This window comes from Embleya australiensis, assembly GCF_051903075.1.
Classification (GTDB): domain Bacteria; phylum Actinomycetota; class Actinomycetes; order Streptomycetales; family Streptomycetaceae; genus Embleya.
This window is the reverse complement of sequence record NZ_CP182422.1, coordinates 2,605,409-2,619,456: the sequence shown is the minus strand read 5'-3', so window position 1 is coordinate 2,619,456 and position 14,048 is coordinate 2,605,409. Positions and strand designations below refer to the sequence as shown.

The following is a 14,048-nucleotide window of genomic DNA, read 5'->3' as shown; positions in this document are numbered from 1 at the left end:
AGGCTCGCGCGTCCCGTGAAACGACCGCGCGCACCCCTTGAAACCACCACCCGGAAACCCTGCGGCGAGCAGCCTCCGGGAGCCTGTACACTTTTCCTCGCCGGGACGGAAACGCCACGGCGATGGTGGGTGTAGCTCAGCTGGTAGAGCACCTGGTTGTGGTCCAGGAAGTCGCGGGTTCAAGTCCCGTCACTCACCCCGAGAAGGCCCCGAGACACGCGAGTGTCTCGGGGCCTCGTGCGTTTTCGGGTGATTGCCGCCGGATCGCGCCCGATGTCGGCGTTCGCGTTGTGTGCGGCGGCGCGCGCGGCGTAGCGTGCCGTCACCTGAGGGTTACGTACGTGTCATCGGGAGGGTTTCGATCATGAGCATCGGCGAGTCGGGGCAGCCTTCGCGGCAACAGCTCGACGACGAGAAGGCCGCGCTGTACGCCATGGACATCAGTGGTGTCACGTGGATCGGCTACGGCGAGGACACCACCGGCGAGGGGATCGTGGAGACCGCCGAACTGCCCGGCGGGGGCATGGCGATGCGCAACTCGATCCACCCGGAGGGACCGATCCTGCGGTTCACCGAGGGCGAGTGGACCGCGTTCGTACTCGGCGTGCGCGACGGTGAGTTCGACCTGGACCGGCTGGCCGAGCCGCTGCCGGAGCAGCACGGCTGACACCGCGTCGGATGGACCGGTCGGCTCGACCCGACGGGTCAATCATCCATTTCGCCCGTTTGGCGAATCGTGTACCGGTTACTCCTCGGTGGACGTGCCACCGACGGAGGGAAATCCGTGTCCACAGCCACCTCCGGGGTGGAGATCAGCGCGGTCGGCCTGGCGGCGGAGGGCCCGGACGGCGTCATCTTTCGCGACGTGCGCGTGACCGCGCCCGCGGCCGGCCTGACCGTGCTCGTCGGACCCGCCGGCGCCGGCCGGACCTCGTTGCTCCTCGCGCTCGGCGGCCGATTCCGGACCGTCGCCGGCACCGTGACCGTGGCCGGCAGCGGTCGCGCCGCCGACGCCCGCGCCCACACCGCGCTGGCCCGGGCCCGCCCCGGCCTGGACCTGGAACCGCACCTGTTCGTCGCCGAGACGGTCGCCGAGCGACAGGCCGTCGGCGGCGGCCGGCCCAGCGGGACAGCGCTCGCGCGGATGTACGACCTGCTGCGGATCGACCCGCCGGGTCACGTCCTGGTCGAGCACCTGTCCGCGGTCGAACACCTGCTCTTCGCGGTCGCGCTGGCCGCCGCCGACCGACCCGGCGCGGTCCTGGTCGACGACGTGGACAGCGGCATCGCGGGCGCCGACCTCTCGCGCGCCTGGCGGGCGTTGCGCGACCTGGCCGACACCGGCACTACCGTGGTGGCCACCGCGACCGCCGCGCCGCGCGGCGCCGACGTGGTGGTCGATCTGCCCGGACACCACCTGTACCCGAGAGGCGGTACCGCCTGATGGGTGTGCTGCGCCTGGCCTGGCTCGAACTGCGGCGCTTCCGGGGCCCGTTGCCTCGGCTGGTCCCGGTCATGCTGATGCTGGTGCCGACCCTGTACGGGGCCCTGTACCTGTGGTCCAACTGGGATCCGTACGGCCGACTGCACCAGGTGCCGGTCGCGTTCGTGAACGAGGACCGGCCGGTGGACGCGCGCGGGCAGCACATCGACGCGGGTGGCCGGCTGACCGAGGTGATCCGCCACGACCGGAACTTCAAGTGGACGGTCACCGACGCCAAGGCCGCCCGCGACGGTCTGGACGACGGCGACTACCACTTCGTGGTCACCGTGCCGCCCGACTTCAGCGCCACGCTGGCCACCACCGCGTCCGCCGAGCCGCGTCAGGCCAAGCTGCTGATGACGCTCGACGACGCCAACGGCTTCATCATCGGCAAGATGGCCGAGATCGCCAAGACGCAGCTCCAGCAGCAGATCTCGGCGACCACGCAGAGCACGCTGGTGCAGCAGTTGTACGGGGAGACGGGCACGCTCAAGGCGCAATTGGCCCAGTCGGCCGACGGCGCGCGGCAACTCGCGGCGAACGCGGGCGGCGTGCCCCCGGAGCAGACCCGCCAGGGGGCCGCGCAACTGGCCGACGGACTGGCGAAACTGGACGCGGCGGTACCGGCGCCGCCGCCGGCGCAGGCCGCCGGGGCGGACGCGCGGGTGCTCGGCGCGCCGGTGGTGATCGAGGTGCACAACCTGCATCCGGCGGTGCTGTACGGGCGCGGACTCGCGCCGTTCTTCTTCGGGATCGCGCTGTGGGTGTTCGGCCTGGTCGGCTACCTGCTGCTGCGGCCGTACAACCCGCGCGCGCTCGCCGGGCGGGCCGGCGCGGTCAAGGTGGCCATCGCGGGGTGGTTGCCCGCAGCCGCGCTCGGCGTGCTGGGCGCGTTCGTCCTGTACGCGGTGGTGCAACTGGGCCTGAGCCTGGACGCCGACGATCCGGGCCTGAGTCTGCTGCTGATCGCGCTGGCGGCGGTGACCTTCGTGGCCATCGCGCAGTTCCTGCGGGCCGCGCTCGGCGCGGTGGGCGACGTGCTGATCCTGGTCCTGCTGATGCTCCAGCTCACCTCGTGCGGCGGGCTGTATCCGGTCACCACCACCCCCGCGCCGTTCCAGGCGCTGCATCCGGTGTTGCCGATGACCTACCTGGTGAACGGGTTGCGCATCACCCTCACGGGTGGTCAGGGCGAGCGTTTGGGGGTCGCCTTCGCGGTGCTCGGCGCGTACCTCGTGGTGGCCCTGATCGCGACCGTTTTCGTGGTCCGGCACAAGCGGATGTGGACCATGGCCGGGCTGAAACCGTCCGTGGAGTTGTGATCACCCGGATTTCCATGGTGCCGACCCGCTCCCCCGTACGGTTGTACCCGGGGGAGCGCAACCACGCCCGCTCCGGATACGTCGCCCACAATCAGGGGGTACCGCGGGTTTGCCACCTGTGGTGGAGGAGGGAGAATCAGCGGCGATGAACGAGCAGGAGATACAGAAACTGAGGGCCGAGGCCGAGACCCGGATGCGGGAACTCGGGCCCGATCACCCCGGTTCGCTCGACGCGCGCGCCGCGTGGGCCCGGGTCGTCGGCGACGAGGGCCGACCCGCGGAGGCCGCCCGGATGTTCGGGGAGCTGGCGGGCGACTACGCGCGCGTGCTCGGCCCGCAACATCCCGACACGCTCCTGGCCCGGCACAACCACGCCTACTGCCTGGGTCTGTCCGGCAACGCGGTCACCGCCGAGTCGCTGGCGCGCGACGTCGCGGCCGACTGTGTCCTGGTGCTCGGTCAGGACGACCCAGAGACGTTGAACGTGCGTGCCGGGTGGGCTCGTTGGATCGGCGAGGCGGGTGACGCCGCGGGCGCGGCCCGGATGTTGCGACCGATCGTCGAGGAGGCGACCGACGCGCTGGGGCCGGTACACCCCGACACGCTGACCATCCGACACCAGCACGCGCACTGGGTGGGCCGCTCGGGCGAGACGATCCAGGCGGCCCGGTTGATGGCGGCCATCGCGGACGAGCGCGCCGAGGTGCACGAGCCGGACGACCCGGCGGCGCTGACCGCCCGGCACGACCGGGCGATGTGGGCGGGCGAGGCGGGCGACGTCTCGGTGGCCCGCGACGCGATGATGCGGCTGGTGGAGGACGCCACGCGCGTGCTCGGCCCGGACCACCACGACACGCTGGTGATCCGGCACAACCACGCGCACTGGACCGGCGAGTCCGGTGATCCGCTGGGCGCGCGCACGCTGCTCACCCAGCTGGTCGCGGACTGCTCGCGGGTGCTCGGCGAGCAGCACCCGGATACCGAGAACGCCCGACGCGGGCTGATGTGGTGGACGTACGGGCCCAAGGCCACCGGCCCGGCGCCGGTGTTCGCCACCCCGGTGGGGAACAGCTCGGTCGAGGCGGGGAAGCCGGCGAAGGATCCGAAGCCGGCCAAGCCCGCGCGGGTGAAGCAGCCGAAGCAGCCGAAGCCGCCCCGGGAGTCGCGGAAGGCGGCGGCCCGGCCGGCGGCGGCGTCGGTCGCAGCGGAGGCGGGTGCTCCGGCGGGTGCCTCGCCGGCTGCCTCGGCCGGCGCTGCGGCGGGTGCGTCGGCGGCGCCCACGGAGGTGGTGTCGGTCGGCGCCTCCGACCCGTTGTCGCGGTCGGTCGGGCCGGACGAGGAGGCCACCGCGTTCGCCCCGGTCGCCGGGCTCACGCCCGACACCGAGCAGAACGCGGCGGTGTCGGCCGCGCCGACGGCGCGGGTCGGCCTGGGCAAGGAGCCGGAGCCGGCCGTCGAGCCCGAGGTCGCCGCCGTATCCGACCGGGACGAGGCACCGGAGGATCTGGTGACCCGAGTGACGAGCGTGGCGCCCGACGACGAGCCGACCCACGTGAGCGTGCCGCCGCGCCCGGCCGTACCGCCGGCGAAGGGCGAGCCGAAGGGGAAGGCGAAGGACGTGGAGCCGGCCGACGACTTTGACCCGGTCGATGTATCGGACGCGCCGGACGCGTCCGATACATCGGACACGAAGAAGTAGGCACACCACGAGCGGGGCGTCGTCGGGCATCCGATGGCGCCCCGCTCGCGCGTTCGGGGGCCGGCGGCGCCCGATCATGTGGTGTCGTCATATGTACGCAACATGCTCGAAACGGGAAAGGTTCAGGATTCAAGACAGGTCGATGGAGGAGGTGTCGCGTGTTGTACCGACTGAGGGTGTCGCTGCCCGATCGACCGGGGTCGCTCGCGCGGGTCACGCAGCTGCTCGGCGCGGCGGGGGCCGATGTGATGCAGATGACCGTGCTCGAACAGCTCGGCGGCCGGGCGGTGGACGAGTTCACCGTCTCCTGGGCGGGCGAGCGGGACGTCGCCGGCCTGGTCGCCGCCCTGGAGCGGTCGGCCGGCGTCCGGATCGAGGGGTGCTGGGCGGCCGGTGAGGTGCCCGGTTCGGCGCCCGAGCTGGACGTGCTGGGCCAGGTGGCGCGCGACCCCGGCCGGGCGGTGGCCACGTTGATCGACGCGGCGCCGACGCTCTTCCACGCCGACTGGGCGGTGGCCACGCGCGGCGGGCGTGGTCGACAGCGGGTGTACGCGAGCTGGCGCGCCCCGCAGACGCCGGTGTTGCCCGCGCTCACCCCGATGCGGCCCCTGGGTTTCGCCTACGAGGGCGAGGCCACCGGCCACGGCGCGGCGGCGCCGATCGGGGCGTCCTGGCTGACGATGTACGTGGTCAGGCACGAGGGCCCCGCCTTCCACCGCACCGAACTGGACCGCCTGGGCCGCATCGTCGACGTGGCGCTCGGCGTCCTGGGCGAGCGCGGCGCGGCCAAGGCGACAGGCGCCGGCGCGGGCCCGGGGCCGGCCTGATCGGGGCTTCGCGCCGGCCGGATGTATCGATTCGCCTGATCCGCGAATCGCCCTGTTCCCGATTCGGCCGCGACGGAGACGGGAACCATTTACCGCTATTCGGCGTGTAACGATCGGAACAACGTATGATTGTGTAATTGTGCGCGCACTTCGGGCCGTGAGCCGGGCGCACATCGAGCGCGGGGGCCCGACGAAGGCGACGACGACGTGCAGGACAGGGATGAGACGTCCCCGGGGGCCGCGGCCGTTCCGGGGGCGTCGGCCGAGGAGCCGGGGTCGGAGAGCCCCAGCCGCATAGAACGGCGTGCCCACGACCGCCGGCGCCGTCGGCGGCGCATCCTCACGTGGGTCGGTGGCGGCCTCGTCGCCGTCCTGCTCGCCGCGGGCGGTTTCGGCTGGTGGCTGTACGACCGCCTGAACGGCAACATCCGCACCCAGGACTTCGCCGACCAGCTGACCGATCGCCCGGCCCCCACGGGCGCGCTGAACGTGCTGTTGGTGGGGTCCGACTCGCGGGCCGGCGACAACTCCGAGTACGGCCGCGACGACGGCGGCAGCCAGCGCTCGGACACCACGATCCTGCTGCACGTGCCCCAGGGTCGAAAGAGCGCGACCGCGGTCAGCTTCCCGCGTGACCTGATGGTCGATGTGCCGTCGTGCCGGACCACCTCCGGCGGCATCCAGCGGGCCTACTTCGGCCAGTTCAACAGCGCGATGGAGGTCGGCGGCGTGCCGTGTGTGGCGGCCACCGTGGAGCGGCTGACCGGTGCCCGGATCGACCACCAGATCACCATCGACTTCGTCGGCTTCAAGAAGGTCGTGGACGCGCTCGGCGGAGTGCCGATGCACATCGCCCAGCCGATCGACGACAAGGCCGCGCACCTGCAACTGCCCGCCGGCGACATCACCCTGAACGGCGAGCAGGCGCTCGGCTTCGTCCGGGTGCGCAAGAGCCTGGGCGACGGCAGCGACATACAGCGCATCGAACGGCAGCAGGAATTCCTCAGGGCGCTGATCAAGAAGGTGCAGGGGGAGAACCTGCTGACCAACCCGGCGAAGGCGTACAACGTGATGGACGCCGCGACCAAGGCGATCACCACCGACTCCGGGATCAACACCCTGGTCAGCCTGTACGACTTCGCGAGCGGCCTGCGCGGGATCCCGCTGGAGAAGATCGACTTCGTCACCACGCCGCTGACCGACTACGCCCCCGACCCGAACCGGGTGGCGCTCAAGCAGCCCGACGCGGCGCAACTGTTCACCGCGCTGCGCGACGGGGCGCCGGCGCCCACACCGACCGGGACGGCCCGCCCGACCGACGGCACCGGGGGCGCCGACGCCTCGGGCGGGAACGGCACGCGATCCGGGACGAGCGGCACGGGATCGACCGGAACCGGTCGCTCCGGCGCGGGTTCGACCGGATCCGGCCGAAGCGGGTCGACCGGCGGTACGGGCGCGGGCACGAATCAGGGCACTGCGGGACGTTAACCGTCGCCGGTCCGTGACCCGTGGTCGTTGAACTGTACGGTGCAGGGGTTCGCCGACGACGCGGCCGATCGCCCCCGGGGGCAGACCCGGTCATGGGGCCGCCCGCGACGCTTTACGGTGGACTCGCGAGGGTGCTGGGTGCGGACCGAGGGGCTGGTGGCAGGGGCGCCATGACGGGTCGGGTTCTTCAGGTGGTGCAGGGCACTCGTTGGCGACGCCGCGCGGGCGAATACGCCTCGATCGGGGCCGCGGTGGGCGCGGCGGCGGCGGGCGACTCGATCCTGGTCGCGGCGGGGACGTACCGCGAGGATGTGGCGATCTCCGTGCCGGTGACGGTGGTCGGCTCGGACGGGCCGGGGACGGTGATCCTGAGCGCGGCCGACGGGGTCGCGCTCACCATCACCGCCGACGCGGCGGTACACGGCCTGGTCGTCGACGGCGGCGCGGGCGTGTTGTCGCCGGCCATCGTGATCGAGGGCTGCGCGCCGATACTGGAGGAGTGTGTGGTCCGGGCCGCCTCGGTGGTCGCGGTCGAACTGCGCGCGGGCGCCGACCCGATGGTGCGCCGCTGCCGGGTGGGCAACCCGAAGGGCGTGGGCATCGGGGTGACCGGACGCTCGCGCGGCACGTTCGAGGACTGCGAGATCGGCGACACCGGGCGCGAGGGCTTCGACGTGCGCGAGGGCAGCGCGCCGATCCTGCGCCGGAGCCGGGTGCGCGACGCCTCCGGACACGGACTGCGCTTCACCGGACCCGGTACCACCGGCAGTGTCCAGGAGTGCGAGATCCAGGACGGCTCGGACGCGGAACCCGCGGTGTTCGTCGGCGACCAGGCCTCGCCGCATCTGACCGGTCTGCACATCCACGACGTGGGCGGCGGCGGGATCTGCGTCGCGGGCGGCGCCGCGCCGATCATCGCCGACTCGCGGATCGAACGGGTCGGCTGGGCGGGCATCTCGGTCGGCGGTCAGGGCAGCGCCGGGTCGTTGTCGCGGACCGAGATCAGCGCGGTCAAGGGCACCGGCGTCCAGGCCGACGACCTGGCCACGTTCTCCCTCGACGACTGCACGATCCGCGACGCCGAGGGCAACGGCGTCTCGGTCGACCGGGGCGCCAACCTGACCCTGGTCGGCTGCCGACTGCGCGACGTGGGCCGCAACGGCGTCGACGTGCACGGCCACTCCGAGGTCACCCTCAGCGGTTGTACGATCCGCAGCTTCGGTCGCAACGGGCTCGCGCTGGCCGACCACGGGGCCCGCGCGTCCGCGATCGACTGCGAATTCCACGACTCCACCGGCGGCAAGCCGGCCGTGTGGGTGGCCGACGGCGCGGACGCCGCGCTCGGCGAATGCCGCATCCACGACGTGCTCGACGGGGTCAAGGTGGCCGGCTCCGGCACCGGCCTGTCGATGCACGACTGCGAGATCCACGACGTGGACGAGACCGGCATCGGCGTGGGTGCGGGCGCGGTGGTCTCGGTCAAGTCCTGCAAGGTGCGCAAGGCCACCACCGGCGTGTGGTTCATGGAGTCGGACTGCGGCGGCATCATCGCCGACTGCACGATCGAGGACACCACCGACGGTGTCTCGGTCACCGGCGCGGCCGGGCCCACGGTGCGCCGGGTCCGGGTGGACCGGGCCACCGGCGAGGGCATCCGGATCGCCGGCGGCGGGCGGGGCGACTTCGAGGACTGCGAGGTGCTCGGCGGGCGCGGCTACGGGGTGCACGTGCGCGAGGGCTGCCATCCGGTGTTCACTCGCTGCACCACGCGCGACAACGCCAAGGGCGGCTTCGAGTTCGCGGGTCCGGGGCCGGTCGCGGTCGAGTGCACCTCGCAGGGCGACGGGACGAGCGGCACGGAGCCGGCGGCGGGCGGGATCCTGGGTACGCCGGGCCCGATCGCGGCGGCCGGCGCACAACCCCAGGGGGTGGCCCGGCTGACCGCCACGCTGCCGATCCCCGGCGCGCGCGACGGTGCGGCCGTGGACGAGGCGGCGGCCACGTCCGGGCGCGGAGTGGACGAACTGCTGGCCGAGTTGGACGGTCTGGTCGGCCTCGCCGGGGTCAAGGCCGAGGTGCGCAACCTGATCGACCTGATCTCGGTGGGCCGCCGGCGCGAGGAGGCCGGGCTCAAGGCGCCGACGCTGCGCCGGCACCTGGTCTTCACGGGCTCCCCGGGCACCGGCAAGACCACCGTGGCCCGGCTGTACGGCGAGATCGCCCAGGCGCTCGGCGTGTTGCGGGTGGGGCACCTGGTCGAGGTCTCCCGGGTCGACCTGGTCGGCGAGCACATCGGCTCCACCGCGCCGCGCACCAAGGAGGTCTTCGACCGGGCCCGGGGCGGGGTGTTGTTCATCGACGAGGCGTACAGCCTGGCCCCGCCGGACCCCTCGCGCGACTTCGGCCGCGAGGCGATCGACACGCTGGTGAAGATGATGGAGGACCACCGCGACGACGTGGTGGTGATCGTGGCCGGCTACACCGACGAGATGGAGCGCTTCCTCGGCGCGAACCCCGGCTTCGGGTCCCGGTTCTCCCGCACCATCACCTTCCAGGACTACTCGGCCGACGACCTGGTCGAGATCACCCTCATGCAGGTGCGCGAACACGAGTACGTGCTCACCGACGAGGCGTGCGAGGCGCTGCTCGGCTACTTCCGCCGACTGCCGCGCGGTGCCGCGTTCGGCAACGCGCGCGAGGCGCGGCGCACGTTCGAGGCGATGATCGAGCGGCACGCGACCCGGTTGGCCCAGCTGCCGGGGGCGGGCATGGAGGAGTTGCGAACGCTGCATCCGGAGGATCTGCCCGACCTGCGGTGAATCGCTCCGCGCCGGCGGGGTAACGGCCGGGGGACGCGGGCCGCCCGCCGGGCGCCGGCCGGGTGGTGCGCGGGTGGGGTCGAGGGCGAATTCGAGGGCTAAGGAGCCGTACGTGCCGGTCATGGGCATCGACATCGGCGGGACCGGGATCAAGGGCGCGCCGGTGGACACCGACGCCGGGCGGCTGACCCGGGAGCGGGTCCGGCTGCTCACTCCCGAACCGTCCGAACCGCAGGCGGTGATCGGCGTGGTCCGCGACGTGCTCGCGGAGTTCGCGGACACCGAGGGGCCGGTGGGGATCACCTTCCCCGGCGTGGTCCGCGACGGCATCGTGCGCACCGCCGCGAATGTGGACAAGTCCTGGATCGACCTGGACGCCGACGCGCTGTTCACCGCGACGCTCGGCCGGCCGGTGACGATGGTCAACGACGCGGACGCGGCGGGTGTGGCCGAGATGCGCTTCGGCGCGGGCGCCGGGCAGCGCGGCACGGTGCTGATGTTGACGTTCGGTACGGGCATCGGCAGCGCGCTGTTCGTGGACGGCCGGCTGGTGCCGAACACCGAACTGGGTCACCTGGAACTGGACGGGCACGAGGCCGAGCGGCGGGCCTCGGCGGTGGCGCGCGAGACGCACGACCTGTCCTGGGAGAAGTGGGCCGTGCGGGTGCAGGACTACCTGCGGCACGTGGAGATGTTGTTCTCGCCGTCGCTGATCATCATCGGGGGCGGGATCAGCAAGAAGCCGGAGAAGTTCCTGCCGTTCATCAAGATCCGGGCCGATCTGGTGCCGGCGAAGCTGCACAACGACGCGGGGATCGTGGGCGCGGCGATGCTGGTGACGGGCGACTGAGGGGTCTGCGGGGCGCGGGGCGCGGGGTGTGGCGCGGCGCTTGGCGTGCTCAGGCGGGTGGGTCGTCGGCGGCGCGCGGGGTGGGCGGCCGGCTCGGGCCGTTGCGACGGGATGCGCGCAGGACGCCGCCGAGGAGGGCGGCGATGTTCCACGCGTCGTCGACGCCCCGGTGGTGGGTGCCGTCGAGGGGGAGGCCGGCGTGGGCCAGGGCGCCGGCCATGCCGAGTTCGCGGTCCAGGCCGTGGGCGAGCGAGTACAGCGTCTTGGCGTTGAGGTGGCGGGTGCCGAACGGGTAGGGCACACCCTCGGCCGCGCACTGCCGCTCGAACGCCTGCCGGTCGTATTCGCCCCAGCTCGCCCACACCCGCTGGTGCGCCTTGAGCTCCGTGCGCAGCAGCGCGCAGGCATCGGCGAAGGTGTGGCCGGTGTCGACGTCGGCCTGGGTGAGCGTGGTCAGTTCGGTACAGAACGCGCTTACCGTGGAGTGGGCGGGGCGGACCAGGAAGCCGTGTCGGTCGATGCGCTCGCCGGTGGCGACGTCGAGTGTGGCGATGCCGATCTCGATGATCTCCGAGCGTTGGCCGTCGGGGATCGGGCCGTTCCAGCAGGTCGCCTCGACGTCGATGACCAGGAGCAGGTCCATGAGTCGTTTCGCCATGCCGGTGAGTAGAGCATCGTGGCCGGCGTGCTACCACTGGTTTTGTTCTGACGGTACGTCAGATGCTTGGTCCACCCGTCCACGGAGGAGTACGAAATGGGTACGCACAAGACATCACCCGGCACCGGCGTCGTGATCACCGGCGGCGCCTCCGGGATCGGGCGGGCGACCGCACGGGCGCTGGCCGCGACGGGTCGGCCGGTCGCGCTGTGGGACATCGCGGCGGGCCCGGTGGAGGAGGCCGCGAAGGAGATCGCCGCCGAACACGGGGTGCCGGCGCTCGGGCTGGCCCTGGACGTGACCGAGACCGAGGCGTATCCGGCCACGATCCATGCCTCGGTCGAGGCGCTGGGCACGATCGGCGGCTTCGTGCACGCGGCGGGCGTCGTCGACTCGACCCCGATCACCGAGGTCACGGCGGAGAACTGGGACCGGGTCCTGGACGTCAACCTGCGCTCGTTCGCACTCCTGGTCCAGGCGCTGACCCCGCACCTGCGCGAACACGCCGGATCCGCGATCGTGGGCATCGCCTCGCTGAACGCGATCGTCGGCAACGCGCTCAACCCGTCCTACTGCGCGTCGAAGTCGGGCATGCTCGGGCTCAACCGCTCGATCGCCGCGAAGCTCGCCGAACACGGCATCCGCAGCAACGTGGTCTGCCCCGGCTACATCGAAACCCCGATGCTGGCCGCCTCCTTCGCCCGCCCGGGTACCCGGGAACGCATGGAGAACAGCTCCCCGCTGCGCAGGCTCGGCCGCCCGGAGGAAATCGCCTCCGCGGTCCGCTTCCTCCTCAGCGACGACGCCTCCTTCGTCACGGGCACACACTTGACGGTGGACGGCGGCATGACGGAGACGGTCTGACCTCCCGAGCGGTTGCGGCCCGGCCCGCCCCGGAGCCGGCCCGCAACCGCACAACGCCTGCGGTGACGCCCGCAACGCCGGCACAATCGCGGCAAGTCCGGACGTGGCCGACATCCTTTGGAGCACCCGCATGCAGGTCGGCTTCGATCGCGAATGGACCGCCGGTGATGTGCTCGCCGCCCAGGAGACCTCGCTGTTCAGGGTCGAACTCCTGGACGGCATCCCGCTGATGTCACCGCTGCCGACCTTGCGCCACCAACACGTGTCCGGCGTGTTGGCCGACATCCTGCGCCGGGCGGTGGACGACTCCGGCGTCGGCGCCGTGACGTTCAAGAGCGTAAACGTGCGTCGTGGACACCGAGACGTCCTGCGCCCGGACATCGCGGTGGTCACGTCGACGGCGGCGATCGGCGCACTGGAATCGGACGCCGTCGCCTTCGCCCCCGAAGACGTGCTCCTGGCGGCGGAGATCCTGTCACCCGGCCACGAGGGCGCCGACCGCATCGACAAACCCGCCCGCTACGCCGAGTGGGCGATCGCGTCCTACTGGATCGTGGACCCGAAGACCCTCACCATCGAGACCCACACCCTCGACGGCGACGCGCATGTGGCCTCCGGTTCCGCCGCGCCGGGTGCCGTCGCCACGTTGCCCGCGTTCACTCCGATCACCCTCGACCCCGGCGCGCTGCTGCGGATGCGGTGACGGAGTGGGGCGTTACTTCGGGTGGAGTTCGACGATGGTGACCTCCGGGGGTGCGCCTACTCGGACCGGGGGGCCCCAGAAGCCGGCGCCTCTGGTGATGTAGAGCATGGTGTCGTCGACCCTGTGGAGGCCGGCTACCGCCGGCTGGTCGAGTTTTACCAGGAGTTGGACCGGGAACATCTGGCCGCCGTGGGTGTGGCCGGAGAGTTGTACGTCGACGTCGTAGCGGGAGGCGTCCTTCACCTGGACCGGTTGGTGGGCCAGGAGCACGACCGGGCGGGACGGGTCGCGGTTGCCGAGGGCCTTGGCGAAGTCGGGGCCGTCGTGGTGCGACTTGCCGGTGACGTCGTTGACGCCCGCCAGGTCGAAGGCGGCGCCGCCCCGGGTGATTTCGAGGCGGTCGTTGGCCAGGGTGCGGACGTTGAACTCGGCCAATTCGGCGATCCAGTCGGTCGCGCCGGACATGTAGTCGTGGTTGCCGGTGACGAAGAACGCGCCGTGGCGGGCGGACAGCCTGCGCAGCGGGGCCGCGTCGCCGCCGAGTTGGGCCGCCGTGCCGTCGGCGAGGTCGCCGACGATGGCGACCAGGTCCGGGTTGGTGCGGTTGATCGTCTCCACGACCCGCGTGGTGTGCGCGTGGCCGAGCAGCGGGCCGAGGTGGATGTCGCCCACCACCGCGATCCGAAAACCCGCCAGACGTGGGTCGAGCCGGGCCACCGGTATCCGCACCCGCACCGTGCGCGGCGCGCCCAGGGCCTGGCTCATCCCGTAGCCGACGGTGCCCAGCGAGGTGCCGGCCGCAAGCAGCGCGACCGAGCGGGTCAGCACAAGCCGCCGATCCGGGCCGAGCGGCGTGCCGGAGGGGCCGGCCGCCGGCTCCGGATCGGGCTCGATCGTCTCCGTCGCCTCTGCCGCCTCCGCCCCCACGGCCACCGGCACCGGCGCGGCCGTGGGCGACACCTCGCCCCCGCGCCGGCGCAGCGCCCGCAACGCGAACAGGCGCGGCAACTCCAACGCCCCGAGCGCGAGCACCACATACAGCAGCAGGGCCATCCACACGAAGCCCGGCCACGCGATCCACTCCGTGCCGCGCGGGCCGAACACCTTCGGCACCACCAGCGCGCCCACCATCGACACCCCGAGGGCGACCACCACCCCCGCGCCGACCCGCCGCACCACCCCCGGCCGCGTGGTGTCGCGCACCAGCCGCCGCCACACGTAAAGGTGCACGCCGACCAGCAGCGCGAGCACGACGACGGCCACGACGATCCCCAGGACAACGGTCAAGGCGGGGCTCCCGGACGGAGGAATGTTTCACGGGAAGCGTGTCACGCC

The 14,048-nt window shown here is 72.4% G+C and carries 12 protein-coding genes and 1 tRNA gene; 11 read left to right on the top strand and 2 right to left on the bottom strand.

The window, feature by feature from the left end; translation table 11 throughout:
• Window positions 1-125: 125 nt before the first annotated feature.
• The 9 genes from ACMXN5_RS10990 to ppgK all read left to right on the top strand — a co-directional run bounded on the left by ACMXN5_RS10990 (window position 126) and on the right by ppgK (window position 10,488).
• A tRNA-His gene (locus ACMXN5_RS10990) sits at window positions 126-198 on the top strand.
• 166 nt (window positions 199-364) lie between these two features.
• Window positions 365-667 (top strand): DUF397 domain-containing protein, encoded by a 303-nt coding sequence (locus ACMXN5_RS10985; protein ID WP_126642569.1) that lies wholly within the window; start codon window positions 365-367, stop codon window positions 665-667.
• 117 nt (window positions 668-784) lie between these two features.
• Window positions 785-1,444 carry an ATP-binding cassette domain-containing protein gene (locus ACMXN5_RS10980; protein WP_439675082.1) on the top strand — a complete coding sequence of 220 codons (660 nt, stop codon included), beginning with the start codon at window positions 785-787 and terminating at the stop codon, window positions 1,442-1,444.
• Window positions 1,444-2,805 carry a YhgE/Pip domain-containing protein gene (locus ACMXN5_RS10975; RefSeq protein ID WP_439675081.1) on the top strand — a complete coding sequence of 454 codons (1,362 nt, stop codon included), beginning with the start codon at window positions 1,444-1,446 and terminating at the stop codon, window positions 2,803-2,805. The genes ACMXN5_RS10980 and ACMXN5_RS10975 overlap by 1 nt, the downstream gene beginning before the upstream one ends.
• 145 nt (window positions 2,806-2,950) lie before the next feature.
• Window positions 2,951-4,504 carry a hypothetical protein gene (locus ACMXN5_RS10970; RefSeq protein WP_439675079.1) on the top strand — a complete coding sequence of 518 codons (1,554 nt, stop codon included), beginning with the start codon at window positions 2,951-2,953 and terminating at the stop codon, window positions 4,502-4,504.
• A gap of 158 nt (window positions 4,505-4,662) precedes the next feature.
• A complete protein-coding gene (locus ACMXN5_RS10965; protein ID WP_439675077.1) occupies window positions 4,663-5,331 on the top strand; it encodes an ACT domain-containing protein in 669 nt (222 codons plus the stop codon).
• A 207-nt stretch (window positions 5,332-5,538) separates the two neighbouring features.
• Window positions 5,539-6,819, top strand: a complete 1,281-nt coding sequence (locus ACMXN5_RS10960; protein WP_439675075.1) for an LCP family protein — start codon at window positions 5,539-5,541, stop codon at window positions 6,817-6,819.
• Between the two features lie 170 nt (window positions 6,820-6,989).
• On the top strand, window positions 6,990-9,638 hold the full coding sequence (locus ACMXN5_RS10955; protein WP_439675074.1) for a right-handed parallel beta-helix repeat-containing protein: 2,649 nt from the start codon (window positions 6,990-6,992) through the stop codon (window positions 9,636-9,638).
• Between the two features lie 121 nt (window positions 9,639-9,759).
• The gene (ppgK, locus tag ACMXN5_RS10950; RefSeq protein ID WP_439677987.1) at window positions 9,760-10,488 is read left to right on the top strand and encodes a polyphosphate--glucose phosphotransferase; all 729 of its coding nucleotides are present in this window, start codon (window positions 9,760-9,762) and stop codon (window positions 10,486-10,488) included.
• 49 nt (window positions 10,489-10,537) lie between these two features.
• On the opposite strand, the gene ACMXN5_RS10945 is transcribed toward ppgK, so the two are convergent.
• Window positions 10,538-11,146 (bottom strand): exonuclease domain-containing protein, encoded by a 609-nt coding sequence (locus ACMXN5_RS10945; protein ID WP_439675073.1) that lies wholly within the window; start codon window positions 11,144-11,146, stop codon window positions 10,538-10,540.
• Window positions 11,147-11,242: 96 nt separating this feature from the next.
• On the opposite strand from ACMXN5_RS10945, the gene ACMXN5_RS10940 reads away from it, so the two are divergent.
• A complete protein-coding gene (locus ACMXN5_RS10940) occupies window positions 11,243-12,010 on the top strand; it encodes an SDR family NAD(P)-dependent oxidoreductase (protein ID WP_439675071.1) in 768 nt (255 codons plus the stop codon).
• Window positions 12,011-12,113: 103 nt separating this feature from the next.
• A complete protein-coding gene (locus tag ACMXN5_RS10935; protein ID WP_439675069.1) occupies window positions 12,114-12,713 on the top strand; it encodes a Uma2 family endonuclease in 600 nt (199 codons plus the stop codon).
• Between the two features lie 12 nt (window positions 12,714-12,725).
• On the opposite strand, the gene ACMXN5_RS10930 is transcribed toward ACMXN5_RS10935, so the two are convergent.
• Window positions 12,726-14,000, bottom strand: coding sequence for a metallophosphoesterase (locus ACMXN5_RS10930; RefSeq protein WP_439675067.1), 1,275 nt, complete (start codon window positions 13,998-14,000; stop codon window positions 12,726-12,728).
• Between the last annotated feature and the right edge of the window lie 48 nt (window positions 14,001-14,048).

What these genes read in the sequence shown, in the direction of transcription:
- ACMXN5_RS10955 (WP_439675074.1), top strand. Translation starts at nt 6,990, where the DNA reads ATGACGGGTCGGGTTCTTCAGGTGGTGCAGGGCACTCGTTGGCGACGC.
- ACMXN5_RS10970 (WP_439675079.1), top strand. Translation starts at nt 2,951, where the DNA reads ATGAACGAGCAGGAGATACAGAAACTGAGGGCCGAGGCCGAGACCCGG.
- ppgK (WP_439677987.1), top strand. Translation starts at nt 9,760, where the DNA reads ATGGGCATCGACATCGGCGGGACCGGGATCAAGGGCGCGCCGGTGGAC.
- ACMXN5_RS10985 (WP_126642569.1), top strand. Translation starts at nt 365, where the DNA reads ATGAGCATCGGCGAGTCGGGGCAGCCTTCGCGGCAACAGCTCGACGAC.
- ACMXN5_RS10940 (WP_439675071.1), top strand. Translation starts at nt 11,243, where the DNA reads ATGGGTACGCACAAGACATCACCCGGCACCGGCGTCGTGATCACCGGC.
- ACMXN5_RS10975 (WP_439675081.1), top strand. Translation starts at nt 1,444, where the DNA reads ATGGGTGTGCTGCGCCTGGCCTGGCTCGAACTGCGGCGCTTCCGGGGC.
- ACMXN5_RS10945 (WP_439675073.1), bottom strand. Translation starts at nt 11,146, where the DNA reads ATGGCGAAACGACTCATGGACCTGCTCCTGGTCATCGACGTCGAGGCG.